The 22,652-nt window shown below is 72.5% G+C and carries 21 protein-coding genes; 17 read left to right on the forward strand and 4 right to left on the reverse strand.

The window, feature by feature from the left end:
• Window positions 1-12: 12 nt before the first annotated feature.
• Window positions 13-1,512: an eCIS core domain-containing protein gene (locus AB0411_RS18710; RefSeq protein WP_403146968.1), complete on the forward strand. Its 1,500-nt coding sequence runs from the start codon at window positions 13-15 to the stop codon at window positions 1,510-1,512.
• A gap of 51 nt (window positions 1,513-1,563) precedes the next feature.
• Here the strand turns inward: AB0411_RS18710 and AB0411_RS18715 are convergent, their stop codons facing one another.
• The gene (locus tag AB0411_RS18715; protein ID WP_366418388.1) at window positions 1,564-3,204 is read right to left on the reverse strand and encodes an N-acyl-D-amino-acid deacylase family protein; all 1,641 of its coding nucleotides are present in this window, start codon (window positions 3,202-3,204) and stop codon (window positions 1,564-1,566) included.
• Window positions 3,205-3,364: 160 nt separating this feature from the next.
• Window positions 3,365-4,654 (reverse strand): amino acid deaminase, encoded by a 1,290-nt coding sequence (locus AB0411_RS18720; RefSeq protein ID WP_366418389.1) that lies wholly within the window; start codon window positions 4,652-4,654, stop codon window positions 3,365-3,367.
• Window positions 4,655-4,976: 322 nt separating this feature from the next.
• Here AB0411_RS18720 and AB0411_RS18725 point away from each other — a divergent pair, with 322 nt between their 5' ends.
• The 4 genes from AB0411_RS18725 (at window position 4,977) to AB0411_RS18740 (ending at window position 8,931) form a co-directional block, all read left to right on the forward strand.
• On the forward strand, window positions 4,977-6,014 hold the full coding sequence (locus tag AB0411_RS18725) for a sugar kinase (protein ID WP_437042595.1): 1,038 nt from the start codon (window positions 4,977-4,979) through the stop codon (window positions 6,012-6,014).
• Between the two features lie 67 nt (window positions 6,015-6,081).
• Entirely contained in the window at window positions 6,082-6,834 is a 753-nt protein-coding gene (locus AB0411_RS18730; protein WP_366418391.1) for an IclR family transcriptional regulator, read from the forward strand.
• Window positions 6,835-6,865: 31 nt separating this feature from the next.
• Window positions 6,866-7,276 carry a RidA family protein gene (locus tag AB0411_RS18735; protein WP_152104541.1) on the forward strand — a complete coding sequence of 137 codons (411 nt, stop codon included), beginning with the start codon at window positions 6,866-6,868 and terminating at the stop codon, window positions 7,274-7,276.
• A gap of 179 nt (window positions 7,277-7,455) precedes the next feature.
• Complete coding sequence (locus AB0411_RS18740; RefSeq protein ID WP_366418392.1) at window positions 7,456-8,931, forward strand: GntP family permease; 1,476 nt, start codon at window positions 7,456-7,458, stop codon at window positions 8,929-8,931.
• 70 nt (window positions 8,932-9,001) lie between these two features.
• On the opposite strand, the gene AB0411_RS18745 is transcribed toward AB0411_RS18740, so the two are convergent.
• Complete coding sequence (locus AB0411_RS18745; protein ID WP_403146974.1) at window positions 9,002-9,490, reverse strand: ATP-binding protein; 489 nt, start codon at window positions 9,488-9,490, stop codon at window positions 9,002-9,004.
• A gap of 272 nt (window positions 9,491-9,762) precedes the next feature.
• On the opposite strand from AB0411_RS18745, the gene AB0411_RS18750 reads away from it, so the two are divergent.
• Both AB0411_RS18750 and AB0411_RS18755 read left to right on the forward strand, forming a co-directional pair.
• Complete coding sequence (locus AB0411_RS18750) at window positions 9,763-10,614, forward strand: helix-turn-helix domain-containing protein (RefSeq protein ID WP_366418394.1); 852 nt, start codon at window positions 9,763-9,765, stop codon at window positions 10,612-10,614.
• A 10-nt stretch (window positions 10,615-10,624) separates the two neighbouring features.
• The gene (locus tag AB0411_RS18755) at window positions 10,625-10,816 is read left to right on the forward strand and encodes a hypothetical protein (RefSeq protein WP_366418395.1); all 192 of its coding nucleotides are present in this window, start codon (window positions 10,625-10,627) and stop codon (window positions 10,814-10,816) included.
• A gap of 81 nt (window positions 10,817-10,897) precedes the next feature.
• Here the strand turns inward: AB0411_RS18755 and AB0411_RS18760 are convergent, their stop codons facing one another.
• The gene (locus tag AB0411_RS18760; RefSeq protein WP_366418396.1) at window positions 10,898-12,250 is read right to left on the reverse strand and encodes a M14 family metallopeptidase; all 1,353 of its coding nucleotides are present in this window, start codon (window positions 12,248-12,250) and stop codon (window positions 10,898-10,900) included.
• Window positions 12,251-12,496: 246 nt separating this feature from the next.
• On the opposite strand from AB0411_RS18760, the gene AB0411_RS18765 reads away from it, so the two are divergent.
• The 10 genes from AB0411_RS18765 to AB0411_RS18810 all read left to right on the forward strand — a co-directional run bounded on the left by AB0411_RS18765 (window position 12,497) and on the right by AB0411_RS18810 (window position 22,632).
• On the forward strand, window positions 12,497-13,399 hold the full coding sequence (locus tag AB0411_RS18765) for a S1 family peptidase (protein ID WP_366418397.1): 903 nt from the start codon (window positions 12,497-12,499) through the stop codon (window positions 13,397-13,399).
• Window positions 13,400-13,927: 528 nt separating this feature from the next.
• A complete protein-coding gene (locus AB0411_RS18770) occupies window positions 13,928-15,388 on the forward strand; it encodes a hypothetical protein (protein WP_366418398.1) in 1,461 nt (486 codons plus the stop codon).
• A gap of 155 nt (window positions 15,389-15,543) precedes the next feature.
• On the forward strand, window positions 15,544-16,260 hold the full coding sequence (cpaB, locus tag AB0411_RS18775) for a Flp pilus assembly protein CpaB (RefSeq protein WP_366418399.1): 717 nt from the start codon (window positions 15,544-15,546) through the stop codon (window positions 16,258-16,260).
• A 13-nt stretch (window positions 16,261-16,273) separates the two neighbouring features.
• Window positions 16,274-17,731 (forward strand): AAA family ATPase, encoded by a 1,458-nt coding sequence (locus AB0411_RS18780; RefSeq protein WP_366418400.1) that lies wholly within the window; start codon window positions 16,274-16,276, stop codon window positions 17,729-17,731.
• 3 nt (window positions 17,732-17,734) lie between these two features.
• Window positions 17,735-18,118, forward strand: a complete 384-nt coding sequence (locus AB0411_RS18785) for a TadE family protein (protein WP_366418401.1) — start codon at window positions 17,735-17,737, stop codon at window positions 18,116-18,118.
• Entirely contained in the window at window positions 18,115-18,651 is a 537-nt protein-coding gene (locus AB0411_RS18790) for a TadE/TadG family type IV pilus assembly protein (RefSeq protein WP_366418402.1), read from the forward strand. The genes AB0411_RS18785 and AB0411_RS18790 overlap by 4 nt, the downstream gene beginning before the upstream one ends.
• Window positions 18,648-19,988 carry a CpaF family protein gene (locus tag AB0411_RS18795; protein ID WP_366418403.1) on the forward strand — a complete coding sequence of 447 codons (1,341 nt, stop codon included), beginning with the start codon at window positions 18,648-18,650 and terminating at the stop codon, window positions 19,986-19,988. The genes AB0411_RS18790 and AB0411_RS18795 overlap by 4 nt, the downstream gene beginning before the upstream one ends.
• Entirely contained in the window at window positions 19,985-20,932 is a 948-nt protein-coding gene (locus tag AB0411_RS18800) for a type II secretion system F family protein (RefSeq protein ID WP_366418404.1), read from the forward strand. The genes AB0411_RS18795 and AB0411_RS18800 overlap by 4 nt, the downstream gene beginning before the upstream one ends.
• A gap of 38 nt (window positions 20,933-20,970) precedes the next feature.
• Complete coding sequence (locus tag AB0411_RS18805; protein ID WP_366418405.1) at window positions 20,971-21,864, forward strand: DUF5936 domain-containing protein; 894 nt, start codon at window positions 20,971-20,973, stop codon at window positions 21,862-21,864.
• A 603-nt stretch (window positions 21,865-22,467) separates the two neighbouring features.
• Window positions 22,468-22,632, forward strand: a complete 165-nt coding sequence (locus tag AB0411_RS18810) for a membrane protein (RefSeq protein WP_018089307.1) — start codon at window positions 22,468-22,470, stop codon at window positions 22,630-22,632.
• The last annotated feature ends 20 nt before the right edge of the window (window positions 22,633-22,652 follow it).

A 22,652-nucleotide genomic window follows, 5' to 3' on the forward strand; every position in this document is an offset into this window, starting at 1 on the left:
AGAGGGACCCCTGTGCACCATCACGAGCAGGCCGGACATGCCGCAGCGGGCAGCGGCCGTACCCCGGTACACAAGCCCGCATCCGCCCCGCCCGAACCGCCGCGTGGCCTGCTCGGCCTGCGGGCCGGCGCGGGCAACGCCGCGGTCGTCCAGCTGCTCCGTCAGGCCGGCCACCCGTGGTCCCAGGAGCAGCATCAGCACGGCGCCGGGTGCGGCCACCGGCACGCCGGGCCGGAGCCGGCACCGCAGCCCGCGGTGCAGCGCTCCGCCGTCCACGAGGTGCTGCGCACGCCCGGCCGGCCGCTGGACGACGCCACCCGGGCCGACATGGAGGCGCGGCTGGGCGCGGACTTCTCCGACGTCCGTATCCACAACGACGCCGCCGCCAGGGCCTCGGCCGCCGAAGTCGGTGCCCACGCCTACACCAGCGGCCCTCACGTCGTCATCGGTGACGGCGGTGCGGACAAGCACACCCTGGCCCACGAACTCACCCATGTCATCCAGCAGCGCCAGGGCCCCGTCGCCGGTGCCGACAACGGCAGCGGACTGAAGGTCTCCGACCCGTCCGACCGCTTCGAGCGCGAAGCCGAGGCGAACGCCGCCCGGGCCATGGCCGCCGGCCCCCCGGCCGCTCAGAGCCTGCAACGCCGCGAGGCGCCCGCTACCGCGCAGGGCGCCCGCCTGGCGGTGCAGCGCGCCTACGACCACGACAACCCGGCGAACCCGCAGAACGTCATGACCACCGAGCACTGGGAACGCCGGGCGGGGGTCATGGGCGCCGACGGCAAGGCCACCAAGGACATGGCCACCGCCAAGGTGAGCCTCACCAACGCGGCCAAGAAGAACAAGAAGGCCAAGGCGGGGAAGGGGCGGACGATGGAGGAGATCGTCGCGACCGTCGGCCCGGACCTCCTGCGCCAGCTGCAGAGCAAGCCGGAGACGGCGGGGAAGCTGGAGCTGTACCGGGCCATGAGCCTCGAAGAGGCGATCGGCATCACGGAGTACTGGGGCAGTTCCGCACAGGCCGCCGCCCTGCAGTACGTGGCGGACGGCGGGGGCTCGGCCAAGGGGTTCAAGACCGAGCACAAGGGCATGACCATCGGTGCCCACCTCGGCGACCGGGCCCAGGCCGACGCGTACCACGGCATGGGCGGCGAGGCGTATCAGGTCATGCTGAAGTTCACGCTGAAGCCCGGTGCGCACGAACTCCTCTTCCAGCCGCAGCACATGGCCCTCGGGCCCTCCTACAACAGCGAGTTGATCCGCAGCGCCCAGGGCGGCGACTATCAGAACGCCAATGCGAACGAGGGCGCGCTGCCCGGCTACATCGGGGTGAAGGCGGAGGAGAACGAGCCGTTCAGCATCGCCGTCGCGCAGGGGGCCAAGAGCAAGAAGGGCCGGGAAGCCGGACCGAGCCAGCTGCTGTTCCAGTTGTTCGTCGCGGACGTGAGCGTCGTGGGCAACAAGTCGGGGACACCCCTGGCGGGCGAGGCGGCCGCAGCGGCCGTGTAACGCCAACCTCCGCGGCCCGGCGGCGCCTTGGCCCGACCTCCGACCCAGGCCCTAGCCCGGGCCGCGCCCCGTCGCCGTCCGCCGTACCGCCCGCCCTGCCAGGACATCCGTCCGCCGGCCGTCCTCCATCACGAACCGGCCGTCGATCAGCACATGCGGGATGCCGGTGGGCAGGGTGCGGGGGGCGTCGAAGGTGGATCCGGCGGCGACCGTCTCCGGGTCGAAGAGGACGAGGTCGGCGCGGTGGCCCGCACGGACGAGGCCGCGGTCGGGGAGCCGCAGGCGCGCGGCCGGGCGGCCGGTCAGATGGGCCACGCACTCCTCCAGCGACAGCACCCCCAGCTCACGGACGTACCGGCCGAGGTACTGGGGGAAGGTCCCGTAGGCGCGCGGATGCGGCTTGTGGCCCTGGAGGATGCCGTCGCTGCCACCGGTGTGGACCCGGTGGCGCATGATCCGGCGGACGTTGTCCTCGTGGCCGACGTGCTGCAGGATCGTCGGGCCCAGGCGGTCGTCGGTCAGCAGACGCCGGGCGGTCGCCCACGGCTCCTCGCCGCGCTCCGCCGCGCTGCGGGCGACGGTCTTGCCGACGTAGCCGGACAGCGCGGGGTCCGCGACCCCGGAGATCTCGATGGTGTCCCATGCGATGGGCACCCCGTGGCAGCCGTCGGCGCCCTCGACCTCCATGACCCGGCGGATGCGCTCGGCCGTCGTCTCGTCGCGCAGACGGGCGAGGATCGCCTCCGGGCCGCCCTCGCTCGCCCAGCTCGGCAGCATCGCGACCAGGGTCGTGCAGCCGGGGGTGTAGGGGTACGTGTCGAGGGTGAGGTCGGCGCCGGCGTCCAGCGCGCCGTCCAGGAGCGCGAGCAGCTCGGGCGCACGGCCCTCGTTGACGCCGAAGTTCATGGTGGCGTGCGCCAGGTGCAGCGCACAGCCGGCCTCGCGGGTGAGCGCCACCATCTCCTCGTACGCCTGGAGGGCGCCGGCGCCGTAGGAGCGGTGGTGCGGGCAGTAGTAGCCGTCGTAGCGGGCCACCACCCGGCACAGTTCGGTCAGTTCCGCGTCGGAGGCGTACATCCCCGGGGTGTAGGTCAGTCCCGAGGACAGCCCCACCGCGCCCTGCTCCAGGCCCTCGGCGACCAGCTGCTTCATCCGCGCCAGCTCGTCGGCGGTGGCGGGCCGGTCGTCCCAGCCGAGGGCCAGCATCCGCACGGTGCCCTGCGGGACGAGGTAGGCGGCGTTGACGGCGATGCCCTGGCCGTCGAAGCCGTGGTCGAGGCGGTCGAGGTAGCCGCCGACGGTGCGCCAGGTGAAGTCGACGGAGGTGTCGCCGGGGCCGCCGCCGTTCCAGCCGGTGATCTGGGTGCGGACCTCGGCGAGGGTCCGGTCGTCGACCGGCGCGTACGACAGGCCGTCCTGGCCGAGGACTTCGAGGGTGACGCCCTGGGCGGCCTTCGCCTCGTGCGCCGGGTCGCGCAGCAGCGCGAGGTCGCTGTGCGCATGCATGTCGATGAAGCCGGGGGAGAGGGCGAGGCCGTGGCCGTCCACCACGCGGGCGGCGCCCGGGCGCGGGCCGCCGTCGGTCTCGCGGTGGATCACGGCGATCCGGCCGCCGGCCAGGGCGACATCGGCGCGGTAGGACGGACCGCCGGACCCGTCGAGGACGCGGACGTCGCGGAGCACGGTGTCCATGGCTGGGACTGCCTTTCTCGGTGCCTTCGGGCCGTCGGGCGGTGCCCTGGGCCCGGGGCCCGTGCGGGCCCCGGGCGGGGGACCGGCGGGGCGCGCCGCGGGGGGCCGGCACGCACCGCCGGGGTCGGGGAGGGGGCAGGTGATCCCGGCCCCGGGCCTTCTAGAAGAAGGTGCGGAGGTAGTCGGTGACCGTGCCGTCCTGCTCGACCAGCGGGATCAGCTGCCACTTGTCGAAGGACGTGCAGGGGTGGGACAGGCCCAGCCCGACCCAGTCGCCGACCTCCAGGTCGCCGGCCCGCTCGGTGGCGACCCAGGCGTGCTGGTCGGACAGGCCGGTGACGGTGACGCCGTCCGCCGGGCGCAGGGTGCCGTCCCGGCCGGACCGTACGACCTGGGCCTGCGGCAGATGCAGGTCGTACGCCGCATCGCGCTTGCCCGCGTTGAGGAACGCCTGCTCGGGCGTGGGGCGGGAGACGACCTGCGCCCAGAGGCGGAAGGCGGGTCGCAGGGCACCCTCCTCCGGGATGCGGTGGAAGGGGGTGACCGTGCTGTAGTGGCCGTCGTCGTGCGAGACGTACGCGCCCGAGCGCAGCAGCTTGAGGACCGGGGCGGACAGTTCGGGGACCTCGGCGAAGACCTCGGCCACCGCGTCGAACCAGGCGCTGCCGCCGGCGCTGAGGACGATCTGGTCGAGGTCGGCGAACCGGCCCGACGCGTCGAACTCCACGGCCAGGGCGACCAGCCGGCGCAGCCAGGCGGTCACCCGCTCGGGGGTGGCGTCGGGCACCTCGCCCTCGTAGCCGGCGACGCCCACCAGGCGGAGGGTGTCCACGCCCGCGATGGCGTCGGCGAGTTCCAGGCACTCGGCCTCGGTCCGCACGCCGGTACGGGCGCCCTCGCCCGCGCCCAGCTCGACGACGACGTCCACGGGACGGGTGGCGCCGGCCTCGCGCAGCGCGGTGTCCATCAGCTCGATGCCGCGCAGCGAGTCGACGTAGCACACGAAGCGGAAGCCGGGGTCGGCGGCGAGCTCGGCGGCCAGCCAGCGCAGCGCGGCCGCGTCCACGAGCTCGTTGGCCAGGAAGATCCGGTCGATGCCGAAACGGCGGTAGACGCGGACCTGGTGGGGGACGGCGGCGGTGATGCCCCAGGCGCCGTGTGCCAGCTGCCGGGCGAAGAGCTGCGGCGCCATGCAGGTCTTGCCGTGCGGGGCGAAGGCCAGGCCGTGCCGCTCGGTGTAGGTCTCCATCAGGGCCAGGTTGTGGGCGACGGACTCGGCGGAGAGGGCGAGGACGGGGGTGGTGAAGCCGTCCCGGAAGAGGTTGCGGCGCTCGGCGGCGAGCTCGCCGACGGTCCGGCCCTCGGCGTCCGGGGGAAGCGCCTTGAAGCGGTGATCGACCCGCTCGCCGGCAAGTTCCTCGAGTCCCTGCGCGAGCCGTTCGCCGGCCATGGGGCCTCCTCAAAAGTCTTCGTTGCACTGTCTGCAACACTCATTGCGCATATCGCTGACCGCTGTCTAACATCCGAGCCATCGCCCGGTCAACGGTGCGCAACGCGGCCGCAAGCGGCGGGAAACGGCCCGCACGCCGCGCCGCACGGGGCCGGAATCCCGTGCCGCACCCGGCCCGCACCCCGCGCGCCACCCCGGTCCGGGCAGGCACCACAGCGAAGGAGCGGAACCGATCGTGACCAGGCCCTCGAACGCCGGCGGCACCCCCGCCCGGGACGGCACACCCGCCCCGGACGTCGACGTCGTCTGTCTCGGCGAGTCCATGGTCACCTTCCTGCCGACCCGGCCCGGCCGACTCGCCGACGTACCGTCCTTCGACCGCGCCATCGGCGGCGCCGAGTCCAACGTCGCCTGCACCCTCGCCCGCACCGGCCACACCGCGCGCTGGATCTCCCGGGTCGGCGCCGACGGCTTCGGGGACCACCTGCTGGCCGCCATCGCCGACTGCGGCGTCGACGTCACCCATGTCCGGCGCGACCCGCTGCGCCCCACCGGCATCTACTTCCGCACCGCGGGCGACCGCGCCGGCGACACCCACGAGGTCGCCTACTACCGCGCCGGCTCCGCCGCCTCCGCCATGACGGCCGCGCACCTGGACCCCGACGCGATCCGCTCCGGCCGGATCCTGCACCTGTCCGGCATCACGGCGGCGCTCTCCGCGGACTGCCTCGGCCTGATGCGCGAGCTGACCGCCCGCCGCCCCGGCCGCCCGCTGCTCTCCTTCGACGTCAACTACCGGCCGGGGCTGTGGCGTGAGCCGTCACGGGCACAGGCGCTGCTCGACCTGGCCCGGGGCGCCGACCTGGTCTTCGTCGGCGACGACGAGGCCCGGGACGCCTGGGGCCTGCACGGGGCGCAGGCCATCAGCGACGCGCTGCCGGAACCGGCCCTCCTGGTCGTCAAGCAGGGCAGGCGCGGCGCCACCGTGTTCCAGCGCACCACCGCGACGGGCGAGCGCGGCGGCGACACGGCCGGCGAGCGCGGCGGCCCCGCCACCTTCGTCCCCTCCCTCGACGTCGACCTCGTGGCGGCCACCGGCGCCGGCGACGCCTTCGCCGCCGGGTTCCTCTCCGCCACCCTGCGCGGCCTGCCGGTGCGCACCCGCATCCGCCACGGCCATCTGTGGGCCGCCGCCGCCCTCACCGTCCCCGGCGACCTCGCCGCCCCGCCCGGCCGCGCCCACGCCGACCGCCTGGCGGACCTCGACGACGCGGCCTGGGGGAGACTGCACCTCGGCCCCGGCTGGACCGAAGCCGGCGCCTGCGGCCACCGGGCCGACGAGGAGGTACGGACACCGTGAACGAGCGACGCGAGACAGCCCTCGACGAGAGGCGCACCCCCGACGACGGGCGAAGCGGGGCACGCGCATGAGCCAGACCGTCGACCGCGCGCTGAGCATCCTGCCGCTGCTCGCCGAGGGGCCCGCCGACCTCGGGCAGGTCGCCGACCGCCTCGGCGTCCACAAGTCCACGGCCCTCCGCCTGCTGCGCACCCTCCACGAACACGGCCTCGTCTACCGCCAGTCCGACCAGCGCTACCGCCTCGGCGCCCGGCTCTTCAACCTCGCCCAGCAGGCCGTCGAGAACCTCGACGTCCGCGAGATCGCCCACCCCCACCTCGTCGAACTCAACGAGAAGTGCGGCCACACCGTCCACCTGGCCGTCCACGAGGAGAACGAGGTCCTCTACATCGACAAGGTCGAGAGCCGCTACCCGGTACGGATGTACTCCCGGATCGGCAAGCCCGTCGCGATCACCGTCGCCGCGGTCGCCAAGCTGCTCCTCGCCGACCTGCCCGAACCCGAGCGCCGCGCCCTCGCGGAGAAGCTCGACTACCCCCTCTACACGTCCCGTTCGACGCCCCACGCCACGGCCTTCCTCGCCGAACTGGCCAAGGTCCGCGAACAGGGCTGGGCCACCGACCTCGGTGGCCACGAGGAGTCCATCAACTGCGTCGCGGCACCCATCCGCGGCGCGGACGGCCGCCTGGTCGCCGCCATGTCGGTCTCCGCGCCGAATGTCGTCGTCACCGCCGAGGAACTCCTCACACTGCTCCCGCTGGTACGCCGCACCGCCGACACCATCAGCCGGGAGTACTCCGGAACCGCCATTCCCCAGTAACCACTGGTCCCGTACAGGAAGCCTGAACACCATGACCGAGAAGATCGCGCTCACCCCGGCCACCCACACCACTCCGCCCGCGAAGTTCTCCCACGGCGTCAAGAAGGGCAACATCCTCCAGGTCGCGGGCCAGGTCGGCTTCCTCCCCGCCGTCGAGGGCCAGGCCCCCACCCCGGCCGGCCCCACCCTGCGCGAGCAGACCCTGCAGACCCTCGCCAACGTCCAGGCCATCCTCGAAGAGGGCGGCGCGAGCTGGGACGACGCGATGATGATCCGCGTCTACCTCACCGACGTGGACCACTTCGCCGAGATGAACGCGATCTACAACGCCTACTTCGAGGAGCAGGGCCTCAAGGAGGCCCCCGCGGCCCGCACCACCGTCTACGTCGGGCTGCCCAAGGGCCTGCTCATCGAGATCGACGCCCTCGCCGTCCTGAGCTGAGGCCGAAGAACCCTTGCTCCGCCTGCCGTTAGCGCCACCCCGAGCGCACTGTTCGCCGCACGGCACGGCGCCCCGTACCGACGGGGCGCCGTGCCGCGGTCCCCCCTGCCTGGAGATGCCTTCCAGGGGACTTTCCGGACCTCCCGGGACCCGCCCCTGCCTGACAACGGAGTCACCCCATGTTCCTCGCCGCCACGCCCGCCACCCCGCCACCACCACCCCATACGGGTGGACTGCCCGCCCTCATACCGGGCACCGCGGGGCTCCTCACGGTCGCCGCCCTGGGCATCGCCCTGCTCCTCGTCCTGATCATCAAGGTCCGGCTGCAGCCGTTCGTCGCGCTGCTGACGGTCTCCATCGCGGTGGGCCTGGCCGCCGGCCTCTCCGTCACCGAACTCTTCGGCACGGTCCAGAAATCCGACGCCGTCTCGATGATCGAGACCGGTATGGGCGGCATCCTCGGCCACGTCGCCATCATCATCGGCCTGGGCACCATGCTCGGCGCGATCCTGGAGGTCTCCGGCGGCGCCGAGGTCCTGAGCTCCCGGCTGCTGCGGCTCTTCGGCGAGAAGCGCGAACCGCTCGCCATGGGACTCACCGGCCTGATCTTCGGCATCCCCGTCTTCTTCGACGTCGGCATCTTCGTCCTCGCGCCGATCGTCTACGCCGCCGCCAAGCGCAGTGGAAAGTCGGTCCTCCTCTACTGCATGCCGCTGCTGGCGGGCCTGTCCATGACCCACGCCTTCCTGCCGCCGCACCCCGGACCGGTCGCCGCCGCCGGCCTCTTCAAGGTCGACCTCGGCTGGATCATCCTCATGGGCATCCTCTGCGGCATCCCGGCAGTCCTCGCCGCCTGGGGCTACGCGGCCTGGATCGGCAAGCGCCTCTTCGTCCCCGTCCCCCAGGACATGGTCGAGGCGGCGGACGAGGCCAAGGCCGCGGTCACCGCGGAGAAGGCGGCGGCCGGCGGCACGCCCGACGAGGCACCGGTTCCCCTGGCCACCGTCCTCACCATCATCGGCACCCCGCTGCTCCTCATCCTCCTGGCGACCTTCTCCTCCATCGCCCTGGCCCCCTCCACCGGCCGCTCGGTGATCGAGTTCTTCGGCCACCCCTTCGTCGCCCTGACCCTCGCCCTGCTGATGTCGTACTACCTGCTGGGCATCCGCCGCGGCTGGTCCCGCAAGTCCCTGGAGACGGTCTCCACCGCCTCGCTCAAGCCGGTCGGCAACATCATCCTGGTCGTCGGCGCCGGCGGTATTTTCGGCGCGGTCCTCAAGGGCAGCGGGGTGGCCACGGCCCTCTCCGACACCTTCCACAACGTCGGCCTCCCGGTCATCGTCCTCGCCTACCTCCTCTCCCTCGTCCTGCGCGTCGCCCAGGGCTCGGCCACGGTCGCCATCGTCACCACGGCCGGCATCGTCGTCCCCCTCGTCGAGGGCCAGGGCATGTCCCAGGCCCACCTCGCGCTGATCATCATGGCGATCTCGGCCGGCTCGATCTTCGCTTCGCATGTGAACGACGGCGGGTTTTGGATGGTCTCCAAGTACTTCGGGATCACGGAACGCGACACCCTCAAGTCCTGGACGGTGCTGGAGTCCGTCCTCTCGGTGGCCGGATTCGCGGTGGCGGCGCTGGTGAGCCTGGTCGTGTAGGCCCCGGTGGGCGGCTCCCGCCTTCGTACGTACGCCGTTGGGGCGCCCGGCACCGGGTGCCCCAACGGCATCACGCCGCGCGCCCGTACGCCCGTGCCCCCTCGCGCGGCAGCACCGCCCACAACCGCGTTCCGTCCCCGGGGACAGACGACTCCCCGAACCCCCACTCACCGTCACAGGCGTGCATCACACAGGCCAGCAGCAGAAGCAGAGACCGCCGCCTGCCGTCACAGGCCGCTGCGAGACGCCGGTGGGTATGGCGCGGATGCCCGTCGTAGAGGCAGACGCGCAGCGCGTCATCGCGGTAGCGCAGCGACAGATAGACACTGTCGGATGGCGTGAACAGGCAAGCAGAGGCGGCGAGTTCACCGATCACCTGGGTCGCGGCGGCGGTTACGTCATGCAGGCCGTGCGCTTCCAGGATCGTACGGGCGGCGGACCGTGCGACGGCCGGACTGGCGAGCGCGGCGGGAAGCGTGAGGCTGTAGGTCAGGTTCTCCGGCACGCGAGGTGTGCGAGTGTCGAGGGGGTGCGGGCAGACGGACAGGGCTGTGGGCATAACAACTCCCTTGTGAACGCGGGTGGTTGATGTGCAGCAGCCGGTGGCCTGTCTCCCTGGCGCGGACCTGCCCCTCCCAGGGCAGGAGGAAATGCGGGCAGGCTCGCGCGATGCGCTTCCGACTGCGTGGAGCGTGAGCGTTGCGTTACTGACTGTAGGGAGTGTCTGGCACTGTGTCTACTTGCTTAAGGGGTAATTACCCCCACCTGTGATGGACTGGCGTGGCCGCGCAGAGGCAGACTGACCTCGACCACCGCGCGGGAAGGGACTGCATGCCGACCAGGAGCACACCAACGGTGCGCCAGCAGCGACTTGGTGCCGAGCTACGCAAGATGCGTATCGCTGCCGGAGTCACCACCGAATACGCCGCGGGGCTGTTGAACATCGACCGGACGCGGATCTCCAACATGGAGGGCGGCATCAGGCCGGTCTCCCCTGATCGTGTGCGTACTCTGGCTTGCAACTACGCCTGCCCGGACGAGTCGTACGTCGATGCTCTGGTCGACATGGCGGCGAACCGGGAGCGCGGCTGGTGGGAGCGGTACCGGGGCACGCTCGCCGCAGGGCTGCTGGACATTGCGGAGCTCGAATGGCATGCCGCACGCATCAGCACCACGCAGACGGTCCACGTTCCCGGGCTGTGTCAGACCGAGGACTACGCCCGAGCGGTCTTCACCGCCGTCTTGCCGCCGCCGGCACGACTCGAAATCGAATTGCGAGTCGCCCACCGTATGGAGCGCCAGAACGTCTTCGAGCGGCCTGAGTCTCTCACCTATGTGGCGTACGTCCACGAAGCGGCGCTGAGGATGAGGTTCGGCGGAGCCGACGTCATGCGCCATCAGCTCAAGCATCTGTGCCACGCGTCGGAACGCGAGGGAGTCGACGTGCGGGTCCTCCCGGTGGATGCGGGCGCGTTCCCGGGAGCTGGACATGCTCTCCTGTACGCCGGAGGCGTCGTACCCCAGCTCGACACGGTGCAACTGGACTCTGCCCATGGCCCGGAATTCACGCACGCCGAAGCCCAGCTCGCGAAGTACCGCGCCCATCTGGACTGGATGGACAACGCGGCGCTGTCGGTCCCGGCTTCGCGTGACTTCATCCGTAACGTCGAGCGCTCACTCTAGGAAGGTCACCATGCGAGACATCAGCTGGGAAGAGCCCTACTGCGGCGAAGGCAACAACTGCTTCCGTGTAGGAACCGATGGCCAGGGCAACGCCTACATCGCTGTAGCGGGTGCCGAGGACGCCTACGTGACCGATACCCGCGAAGCCCTCCGCACGCTCATCCGCGAGATAAAGGCCGGTAAGGCCGACCACCTGCTCTAACGCCCCGTAGGGGAACGGCGGACGGGCGCCCGGCGCCGGTGCGGGACCGGGCCGGGCGCTCTTCGGTGGGCCGGTGCGGGGTCACTTCGCCTTGCAGTACTGCCCTTCCTTGCCGATCGCCCGGTACGGGCAGTCCGCGATCTCCAGGAGTCGCAGCACCGCCTCCCTGTTCCGTGACGTCTCCTTCGGGATCACCGAGTCCTTCGGGTAGAAGCCGCCGCCCAGGAAGGACGACGGGTACATCTCGAAGGTGTAGGCGAACACCTTCTGGTCGCCCCACAGCCAGTCGTCGATCGAGCCGTCGGTGATGTACAGGTCGCTGGACTGCTCGGGGGTGTAGCCGTTGGTGGCGGCCATGTCCTTGCCGATGGTCGCGAAGGCGTCGTGGTCGTCCTGCGTCATGCCGGTGCCGGTGTCGTCGTCGGTGAAGCCGAAGGGCCACAGGACGAGTTCGCTGTAGGTGTGGAAGTCGATGGCGGCCTTGATCTGCTGCTTGCCGCCGACGATCCGGCTGCGGACGAACTTCGAGACGACCTGGACCTCGGGGGCGGAGGCGGGGGACGCGCCGCGGTACGTCTCGGAGGAGGTGCTCGACGAAGAGCCGCCGCAGCAGCCCCACTTGAAGTCCCAGTTGCGGTTGAGGTCGGTGCCGATGTTGCGGGAACCGGTGTTGGGCTGGCGGTTCTTGCGCCAGCTGCGGAACGAGCCGGAGGCGATGTCGTACGCGCCGCCGTCCGGGTTGAGGTCCGGGACGATCCAGACCTCGCGGGAGTCGAGCATCTTGGTGATGCGGGGGTCGGTCCCGTACTTCGAGGTGAACTCGTTCAGGAGGTAGAGGGCCATCTCGACGGTGAGGTGTTCCCTGGCGTGCTGGTGGGCGGTGAAGAGGACCTCGGGCTCCGCCTCGTCCTGGGCGACGTTCTTGCTGAGCTTGAGGGCGAGGAGGGCGCGGCCCTCGTGGGAGGTGCCGATGACCTGCTTGCTGAGGAGGGCCGGGTACTTGGCGACGAGGGCGTCGATCTCCTTCGTGGCCTCGTCGTAGGTGTGGTACTTCGTGTAGCCGGCGGGGAAGTCCTTGACGCGGGTGCCGGTGGGTGACGCGGGCCCGGTGGCCGGCGGGTCGGGCAACCTGCGGACGGTGTGGCCGAGTTGGCGGGCGGCGCGGGCCTGGGCGCGGTTCGCCGTGATGACGACCTTCCGGCCGTGGACCTCGTCGATGGTGGCGCCGGTCGCGGTGAGGGCGGTGCGCTGTGCGGCGGTGGCGAGGCCGGTCACCTCGTACTGATGGGGGAGTTCGGAGTGCGCCGCGGTGCCGGTGGCGGGTTCGCCGGAGGGGGCGGCCTGTGCCTGGGCGGCCGCGATCGGGGCGGCGAGCGCGAGGGAGAGGAGCGCGGCGAGGACGGTGGTCCGTCCGCCGCGGAGACGTGGTCGCATGCGGTCTCCTGTGGGGTGTGAGCGAAGCGACGGCGTCAGAGTGGCGCGTTGGCATGGCCGGGTCAAGGCGTCGTACGGCCAGATACGGGGCCGCCCGATGGGGCGTTCCGTAGCGGATGGTCCCGGCAACTTCCCATCGTTTCCGCTGAATTGATTGCCACCTCGGGCCGTGGAGCCAACAATGCGCACGACAAAGCCGAAGGTGCCCGAAGGGGCTTCGGCGACATAAGCGGAGAGGACCCCCACATGAACAGACCTCTCGTCGGCTCCCTGGCCACGGCCGTGCTGGGAGCCGCAGCCCTGGTGGGCACCGTCGGAACGGCCCACGCGGCGCCGCAGCACGGGGCGCCGCACGCACAGCGCCACCTCTCGCCGCAGCACCCCTCGCAGCAGCGGACCAAGGCGGTGGACTTCGCCGGCACCGTCGCGCTGAGCAACTGCTCGGGCTCGGTCGTCCGGATGCCCACCTCGCAGCCGAACGACCCGGCCCTGGTGATGTCCAACGGCCACTGTCTGGAAAGCGGTATGCCGGACCCCGGCGAGGTCATCGTCGACCAGCGGTCCAGCCGCAGCTTCACCCTCCTCGACAAGTCGGCCGGCCGGGCGGGGACGATCAGGGCCACCAAGGTCGCGTACGCCACGATGACCGACACCGACGTCACGCTCTACGAGACCTCCTCGACCTACGCCCAGATCGAGCAGAAGTACGGGATCAAGGCGCTGGAGCTGGCCACCGACCACCCGGTCAAGGGCGCGGCGATCAGCGTGGTCTCCGGCTACTGGAAGAAGATCTACACCTGCAACATCGACGGCTTCGTGCCCACCCTCAAGGAAGGCGGCTGGAGCTGGAAGGACTCGGTCCGCTACACCCCGCAGTGCAAGACGATCGGCGGCACGTCCGGGTCGCCGGTGGTCGACAACGCCACCGGCAAGGTCACGGCCATCAACAACACGGGCAACGAGGACGGCGAGAGGTGCACCGTCAACAACCCGTGCGAGGTGGACGAGAACGGCAACGTCACGGTGCACCAGGGCACCAACTACGCCGAGGAGACCTACGGGATACCCAAGTGCTTCGGCGTCGGCAACAAGCTGGACCTCGGCGCGGCCGGGTGCACGCTGCCGAAGCCGGCGGCCACCCGCAGGTGACATGACGTGAGGCGCGACGCCGGGTCCCGTGCACGGGGTGCGCGGGACCCGGTGGTGTGCGGGGCTGCCGCAGGGCGGTGGTGTGCCTCCGCCGTCCCGCAGAGGGGCAACCGGCGTGCCGGCCCCGCCTGCTCCGCGGCGATATCTGCCTTGAATTCGCCGGTGGAGCCGTGGCCGGCGGCCCGGTGCGGGCCCGTGGCCGAGCGCGCGGGGTGCCCGGTCGGTTCGGTGGAGGGGGGCGAGGATGCGGGCCGGGACCGGTGACGTGGCGTCCCTGTGCCTGCCGTAGCGCGTGGTCCGGCCCGTGATCTGTCAAGAGTTCTGCCGGAGGCGGACGTTCCGCCGAGCGCCGTGCGGGCGGTACACGCCATTTCCCTACCGGGTGATGGTCATGACGAGTAGCCCAGAACGTGTTCTCTCGGGCGTATCTCTGTGGATAAAGTGCTGAGCGTATGGCGCCTCTGGCGCAGAGCTGTGCCGATCCGCGGTCCCGGGGCCCCCGGCGGCCGGAGGGAGTGGGGGAGCGACGTGCCGACCGCGATTGCCGTCACCAGCCCGGACCTCGCGCTGCCCGCGACCGACCGGCAGACCCCGGCCGCCGTCGTCCTCCGGGCCCCGCAACTCCAGCCACTGGACGACGCCCTGACGGAGACCAGTGCCGTCCTGGAGCACCACGGCCACCTCGTCGTGCTGTACTCCTCGGCCTGCCCGCCGGAACACGTCCGCCGGATGCACACCCTGCGCGCCGTCCTGGAGAGCGACCGGATCGCTCTCGTGCCGCTGCCCCTGCCGCCGCTGGGCGTGGCGCTGCTCGCCCGTCAACTGCGGCAGTTGTCGCTGTGCGAGTTCACCCCCGGCGTGCTGGCCAGCGCCGCGCGGCTGCTGTCCCACTACCTGCACGCCGGCGCCCTGCTGGGCAGCGTCAGCGGCCTGGACCGCATCGAGGTCGACCTGCGCGCCCATGTGAAGTCGTGGCTTCCCGGGGCGCACTTCGCGGTGCTGGCGCACCCCGGGCCCCAACTGCTGCACCTGGACCGGCACAGCACCGAGGCCGGGCTGCCCGCACCGGGTTTCGCCACGGAGCTCGCGGTCGCCCGCGGCCAGCTCACCTCCGAGTGGGTCACCGGGGCGCTCGCCCCGGCCTGGCGGGTACAGGGGGTGTTCGAGGCCCGGCTGCCGGACGAGTCCGCCCGGTGGTGGGGGACCCAGAAGCTGATCGAATTCGCGGCGGCCATACCGGATGTGGCCGTCCTGCGGCAGTTGGTGGCCTCGGTACGGCGTGCCGAGTGCGGCTGGTGCGGCCTGGAACTCCTCGGCGACCACTGTGCGTTCTGCCGGTCCCCGCTGACGAGGGAGCGGGCGGCGGGGGGTGGCGGCTCGGGCCAGGAGCCGGCGGCCATAGGAGGGCCGGAACAGCGGACGGGGGCGGGCGGCGCGACGACGCAGGCCCTTCCCGCGACGCCGTCTCCGGCTCCTGTGCCGTCTCCGGCTTCTGTGGCGGCGTCCGCTCCGGGGTCGGCTCCGGCCCCGCCGCCGGCGTCGGCTCCGACCGCCCCACCGCCCCCCGCCCCTGCCTCCGGCGGGCCCGGGGAGCAGCCCGTCGCTCCCGCCTCGCCGCCGCCCGGGCCGCCCGCCTCGCCCTGGGGCGAGCGCGGGCTCTCGCCGGTGGCGCCTCCCGGTGTGGCCGGTGTGCTCGGTGTGCCGGGTGCGTCGGACCCAGGAGGTGACGGGCCCGACGCACCGGGGGAGTGGGACGTCCGCGGGCCGGATCTCAACGCGGGCGGCGCGGGCGCGTCGGCGAACCCGTACGGGTCCGGGCGGCCCGTGCCGGGGAACCCCTACGCGTCCGACGGCCCCTGTACCCCCGGCCAGTGGGACCTGCCCGGCCACCCCGATTTCGCCGGGCCCCCGGAGCACCCCGGGTACCCGGACCTGTCCGGCCGGCCGGAAGTCCCCGGCACCCCGCGGACGGTGGCCCGCGTGCGCTGAGCCCACCCGGGCCGTCCGTGCCCCCGCCCCTGCCGACCGGGAGCCCGGCGGCCGCCCCCGGCCGTCACCGCCCGGCGACCGCCCGCCGGTTCGCCCGATCCCGCCCGTCCACCCCGCCCGCCCTCTCTCCCCGTCCCGATCGAGGTCCCTCCCCCATGAACTCACGCCAGCGCCGCGGAGTGATCCTGCTGCTCCTGTCGGTTCTCTGTGCGGTCGGCGCGTTCGTCGGCGTACTGTCGGTGATCAACAACGTCGAGTCCAAGGTCGGTCCCGAAACGACGGCGTACCGGCTGAAAACGGATGTCGCGGCCTATAAAGCGCTGGATCCGGGGCAGTTCGAGAAGGTGAAGATGCCCGAGCGGTGGCTGCCGCCCACTGCCGTGACCGATCTCGACAAGGTCAGCGGCAGGATCGCGGTGACACCGCTGAAGAAGGGGTCGCTGCTGCAGGACGACATGATCGTCGAGCGGCCCGCGCTGCGGGCCGGGCAGCAGGAGATCGCCATCATGATCGACGCGGCCACCGGGGTGGCCGGCAAGATCAACCCCGGCGCCCGGGTGAACATCTACGCCACCTTCGAGGGCAAGCGTCCCGAGGACAAGCCGGTCTCCAAGGTGATCGTCTCCGGCGCCCAGGTGATCGACGTCGGCAAGCTGACGCCGCTGGAGGCCAAGGACCCCGGCGACACCACCGCGGGCCGGCCGGCCGGTGACGCCGTCCCGATCACCTTCGCGCTGAACACCCAGGACGCCCAACGGGTCGCGTACGCGGAGTCGTTCGCCTCGCACGTACGGCTCGCCCTGCTCGCGCCCGGCAGCGAGGCCACCGTCCCGCCCGGTCAGCGCACGTACACCCTCGACGGCGACAAGTGACCCGGAGGCCCAGGTGACCATCCGTATCCTCCCGGCGGTCGGCGACCCGGACGCCGCGCGCGCGGTGTCCTCACTGCTCAACCAGTTGCCGGACGCCGATCCCGCACCCGCCGTCGCCGACTCCACCGCGCTGCTCAACGCGCTGGCCGGCGCCGCCGCGCAGGGGGCGGGCGCCTCCCCCGGCGGCGCGCCCGCGGCCGGTCCGTCCGCCGTCGAGGCGCTGCCCGAGGTGGTGCTCGTCCATGAGCGGATCGGGCCGATGCCGGCGCTGGAGCTGATCCGCGAGGTGGCGCTGCGCTTCCCCGCCGTCGGCGTCGTACTGATCACCATGGACGCCGGGCCCGCGCTGTTCTCCGCCGCGATGGACGCCGGCGCCCGCGGCATCGTCGGACTGCCGCTCGGCTACGACGAGCTGGCCGCCCGGGTGCAGGCCGCCGCCCAGTGGTCGGCGGGCGTACGGGTGCACCTGGGGGGCAGCCCGGAGGCCGCCCCCGGGCCGACGGGCACCCTGGTCACCGTGACCGGCGCCAAGGGCGGGGTCGGCACCACCGTCACCGCCGTGCAGCTCGCGCTGGCCGCCCGGGCCGCGGGCCGGAGCGTCGCGCTGGTGGACCTGGATCTGCAGTCCGGCGATGTGGCCTCCTACCTGGATGTCCAGTTCCGCCGCTCGATCGCCGACCTGGCGGGCATCGCGGACATCTCCGTACGGGTGCTCCAGGACGCGGTGCACGACCACCACACGGGGCTCGGGCTGCTGCTGGCGCCCGAGGAGGGGGAGCGCGGCGAGGAGGTCGACGACCGGGCGGCCCGCCAGGTCATCGGCGCGCTGCGGGCCCGCTACGAAGTGGTGCTGGTCGACTGCGGCTCCCAGATGCAGTCCGCCAACGCCGCGGCCGTCGAACTCGCCGATGTGGCCCTGCTGGTGACCACTCCGGACGTGGTGGCCGTACGGGCCGCCAAACGGCAGGTGCGGCTGTGGGACCGGCTGCAGATCCGCCAGGCGGAGGACACCACGACCGTGGTCAACCGCCTCACCCGCAACACCGAGATCCAGCCGCCGCTGGTGGCCAAGGCCACCGGCACCCAGGTCGCCAGGACCCATGTGCCGGCCGCCTTCAAGGAGCTCCAGCCCTGTGTCGACGCCGGCCGGATGCAGGACCTCGACGGCCGGTCGACGGTCCGCCAGGCGCTGTGGGCGCTGGCGGGCGAGCTCGGCCTGGTCGAGTCGCCGGCCGTACGGCGGGAGGGCCGGGGCAGCCACCGGGCGCGCCCGACGCTGACGGGGCGCAGGCGCAAGGCCATAACGCCGGGGGCGGCTCCCGGCTCGGGGACGGGTCAGGGTCCGGCACCGGGGCCGGCCTCCGGGGGCGGGTCGGGGTCCGGCCTCCGGTTCGGCGCCCGGCGCGGCCCCGCGGCGGCGGCCGGCGGCCCGGGTCCGTTCGATCCGGCCGGTCCGTACGAGGAGGGCTGAGCGGTGCGGCGCCCACTGGGCGGCAACGACCGCGGGCAGGTCGCCGTGGAGTTCATGGGCATGCTCCCGCTGATCCTGGTGGTCCTCGCGCTGCTGTGGCAGCTGGTGCTGGTCGGCTACGCGTATGCGCTCGCCGCCCACTCCGCCGACCGGGGCGCGCGGGCCGGCACCGCCACGGAGGGCGGCGGCGCGGGTGCCTGCCGCGCCGCCGCCGAGGCCGAACTGCCCGGCTCCTGGCGGGGCGGCGCCACCATCGCCTGCAGCCCCGCGGGGGGCGTGTGGAAGGCGAAGGTCCGGATCGAGGTCCCGGTGCTCTTCCCCGGCGCGGGCAGCTTCTCGTTGCCGGCGCAGGGCTCGGCCGGCGCCGCGCAGGAGGACCCCCGGTGAGCGCCGTACGCCCGCCGGCCCGGCCCCGGGCCGCCGCCAAGTCCCCCGGCCCCGCCCGGCCCCGGTTCGCCGCGCCCCGGCTCCGGCTCCGGCTCCCCGCCCGGCTGCGCGGCCACGGCCGCGACCGGGGCACGGTGTCCATCGAGTTCCTCGGCTTCCTGCCGATCCTGCTGGTCGTCGGGCTGGCCGTGGTCCAGCTCGGGCTGGCGGCGTTCGCCGTCCAGCAGGCCGGTACGGGAGCGCGCGCCGCGGCCCGCACCGCCTCGATGGACGAGACCGACCACCCGCCCGACCCGGCGGCCGCCGGCCGGGCCGCGATGAGCGACTGGGTCGACGCGGGCATCACCGTGGGCGGCGGCGACGGCGGCGGTTCGGTCCGGGCGACGGTGCGGGTCACCATCCCCTCGATCGTCCCCGGCGTCGCCGACTTCGGCACCGCCTCCCGCAGCGCCACCATGCCCCGCCCGCAGGAACCCCGCGCCCTGGGCCCCGGCCCCGCCGTGGACACGTACGAAGGAGCACCCCCGCGATGAGCCTGAAAGCCCGGATCGTCGCACCCGAGCCGGCCGGCGAGGCGCGCCAGGACGGCAACATGGTCGCCGTCTACCGCGCCAAACTCCTGGAGGAGATCGACCTCGCCGAGATGTCCTCGCTGGCCGCGGCCGAGCGCCGCGGTCGGCTGGAACGCGTCCTGGGCCACATCATCAGCCGTGAGGGCCCCGTCCTCTCGACCGCCGAACGCGCCCAGCTCATCCGCCGGGTGGTGGACGAGGCACTCGGCCTCGGCGTGCTGGAACCGCTGTTGGAGGACGCCTCGATCACCGAGATCATGGTCAACGGCCCGGACCAGGTGTACGTCGAGCGGGCCGGCCGGGTCGAGCTGCTGCCGGTGCGCTTCGCCTCGCACGAGCAGCTGATGCAGACCATCGAGCGGATCGTCTCCACCGTCAACCGGCGGGTCGACGAGTCCAATCCGATGGTCGACGCCCGCCTGCCGTCCGGCGAACGCGTCAACGTCATCATCCCGCCGCTCGCCCTGAACGGCGCCACCCTCACCATCCGCCGCTTCCCGCGCGCCTACACCCTCGCCGAACTCATCGGCATGGGCACGCTCGACGAGCAGATGCTGATGCTGCTGGCGGGGCTGGTGCGGGCCAAGTTCAACGTGGTGGTCTCCGGTGCCACGGGCGCGGGCAAGACCACCCTCCTCAACGCGCTGTCCGGCCTGATCCCGGACGGCGAGCGGATCATCACCGTCGAGGACGCCGCCGAACTCCAGCTCCAGCAGAGCCATGTCATCCGGCTGGAGTCCCGGCCGCCCAACGTGGAGGGCAAGGGCCGGATCACCATCCGCGACCTGGTGCGCAACTCCCTGCGGATGCGCCCCGACCGCATCATCGTCGGCGAGGTGCGCGGCGGCGAGACCCTCGACATGCTCCAGGCGATGTCGACCGGCCACGACGGTTCGCTCGCCACCGTCCACGCCAACAGCGCCGAGGACGCCCTGATGCGGCTGCAGACCCTGGCCTCCATGTCGGACGTCAAGATCCCCTTCGAGGCGCTGCGGGACCAGATCAACAGCGCCGTCGACTGCATCGTCCAGCTCACCCGGCACGCCGACGGCTCCCGCCGGATCAGCGAGGTCGCCATCCTCGACTCACGCGGCCACGAGGACTACCGGATCGCGACGGTCTGCCGCTTCGACGCCGAGCCGATGGGCGCCGACCGCATCGTGCACGGGCGCTTCCGCTACTTCCCGCTGCCGCGCCGGGTGGCCGAACGCCTCTTCATGGCGAGCGAGCCCACCCCGCCCGCCTTCGGCGTCGCCACCGACGACGCCCAACTCGCCACCCGGAAGGCCCTGTCATGACCGGCGGGAACGACCTCGCCCTGCTCGCCATCGGCGCCACCGTGCTGTGCGGGGTGCTCGCCATCGCCGGCGTACGGACGTACGCGACCGGCCGCGCCCAGCGCCAGGCCGTCGTCGACCGGCTCGACGACGAGCGGCGGCTGCCGTCCGACGGGCGCCGGCGCCGCTTCCCGTCCGTCGACCGCGCCCTGCGCGGCACCCGCTTCGGCCGCCGCCTCGAACTGCGGCTGGCCGCCACCGGCCTGGACGTCACCCCCGGCGAGTTCTTCGTCTACATGCTCGGCGCGGTCCTCGCGCTGTGGCTGGTCGCGCAGGCCGCCCTCGCCCCCTTCTTCGGCCCGATCGCGGGGCTGGTCGCCGTCTGGGCGGCGTTCGCCTTCCTCAACTGGCAGCGGCAGAAGCGCATCGAGAGGTTCATCAACCAGCTGCCCGAACTCTCCCGGATCCTGGCCAACGCCACCCAGGCCGGGCTCGCCCTGCGGACCGCGCTGGCCATGGCGGCCGAGGAGCTGGAGGCGCCGGCCGGTGAGGAGCTGGCCAAGGTCTCCGACAAGCTCTCCGTCGGCCACTCCGTCGACGAGGCGCTCGGCGAGCTGGCCGAGCGCCTCCCGTCCCGCGAACTGGTGGTGCTCGTCACCACCCTGGTGCTCTCCAACCGCGCCGGCGGCACGGTCGTCGGCTCGCTGCGCAACCTCACCAAGACCCTGGAGGAGCGCAAGGAGACCCGCCGCGAGGTCCGCACCCAGCTCTCCCAGGTCGTGGTCACCGCCTATGTCGTCCCGCTGCTCGGCATCGGCACCCTGCTGCTGATGAACCGGATCGCCCCGGGCGCCATCGACCGGATGACCTCCTCCTTCCTCGGCCAGCTCGCGGTCGTCGCGGCCTTCGTCCTCTACGGGCTCGGGTTCTTCTTCATCCGCCGGCTGTCCAAGATCGACGTCTAGCTACCGGCACCGGCATCGGTGTCCCCAGGGGAACAGGAATGGGAATCGGAATTCTGCTGGCCGCGGCCTTCGCCCTCTCGGTCGCCGGCGTCTGCTGCGGTGTCGCGCTCTACCGCCGCGAGGCCCGGCTGCCGCCCGACCTGGCGCTGTCCCTGGAGGTCGGCGCGACCCGCACCACGGTGGTCGGCTCGGCCGTCGACCGCACCGGCATGCGCTACGCGCCGCTGGTGCTGCGGCTGATGGGCGACAAGCGCACCGCCCGGGTCCGCCGGCGGATCGACCTGGCCGGCAACCCCGGCGGGCTGACCGTCGACCGGTACGCCGCCCGGCGCGCCGTCTACGGCGCCCTCGGATTCGTCGGCGCGCTGGTGATGTTCCTGCGCGGGCAGCCGCTGCTCGGCGTCCTGATGGTGCTCTTCGGCCTCTTCTGGACCGAAGTCGGCATCTGGGCCGCGATCCGCCAGCGCAAGGACACCATCGAGCGCACCCTTCCGGACTTCCTGGACGTCCTGGCGGTCGTGGTCAGCGCGGGCCTGGGGTTCCGTCAGGCGCTGGACCGGGTCGCGGAGAAGTACGAGGGTCCGTGGGCCGACGAACTCCGGATCACGCTGCGGCAGATGGACATGGGCGTCAGCCGCCGCGCGGCCTTCGAGGAACTGCGCAAACGCAACGACTCCGAACAGGTCGCCCAGTTCGTCACCGCCCTCCAGCAGGGCGAGGAACTCGGCTCGCCGATCGTCGAGACCCTGATCCAGATCGCCAACGACATGCGCCGCACCGACGCCCAGAACGCCCGGCGCCGCGCCGCCCGCGCGGTCCCCAAGGCCACCATGGTCGTCACCACCTTTATGGTTCCGGCCACGATGATCCTGCTCATCGCGGGGTTCTTCCTGGGCTCGGGCACCAACTTCGGCTCGCTGATGGGGAAGTGAACCGTGCCACACCGTCCCGCCCCGGCCCCGCCGCCGGCCGCCCGGCGCCGCCCGGCCGGGAGCGGGGCGCCGGCGCCGGAGCTCCCCGGCACGACCCGGCCCGGCCCCGCGGCCGCCGGCCGCGCCGCCCGGGCCCGCGGCCGTCAACCCGGCGGACGACCCTTGCGGGTGCACATCCCCGGGCGTTCGGGCCCCTGCGACGGCCGCGCTCGGCGCCGATGGCCCGTGCCCGGCCGGATGCGGACGCTGCACCGCTCGCTTCCCGACAACTCCTTCGCACGAGCAACGAGTTGTGTCACAGTGGGTGGGCGGACGGTTTCGCTCGCACTATGGTGCGGACGGGCCGCCCGGTCCACATGGGCAGGGGCACGGGGCATGGTTCCGAAGGGGGAACGGGGGTGGGTGGGGTGCGACTGAGTGGCCGAAATGCGCCGTTGTGCCCGCCGTCTGTGATCCGAAATGAGGATTGGGTAAGGAATCCCTGTTCCGGGCACGCTGTTCCGGCGTACTTTTCTCGTGTCGTGAGCGCGGTCGACCGCGCCGGCATCACGGGGGCAGACCAGCCGGACCAGAGCGGTACGGCCGCCCATGGAGGGGAACACGATGGCGAAGCGTATTTTGGGGAACGACCGGGGACAGACCTCGATCGAGTACCTCGGCATCATCGCGGTGGTCGTGGCGATCGTCCTGGTCCTGTCGACCACGGACTTCGGCAGTCAGATCGCCAACGCCATCGCCAACAAGATCTCCGACGTCGTCGGCATTTAGGCCCCGCCGCTGCCGTCGCG

The sequence above is a fragment of the Streptomyces angustmyceticus genome (assembly GCF_040701845.1).
GTDB classification, from domain to species: domain Bacteria; phylum Actinomycetota; class Actinomycetes; order Streptomycetales; family Streptomycetaceae; genus Streptomyces; species Streptomyces angustmyceticus_A.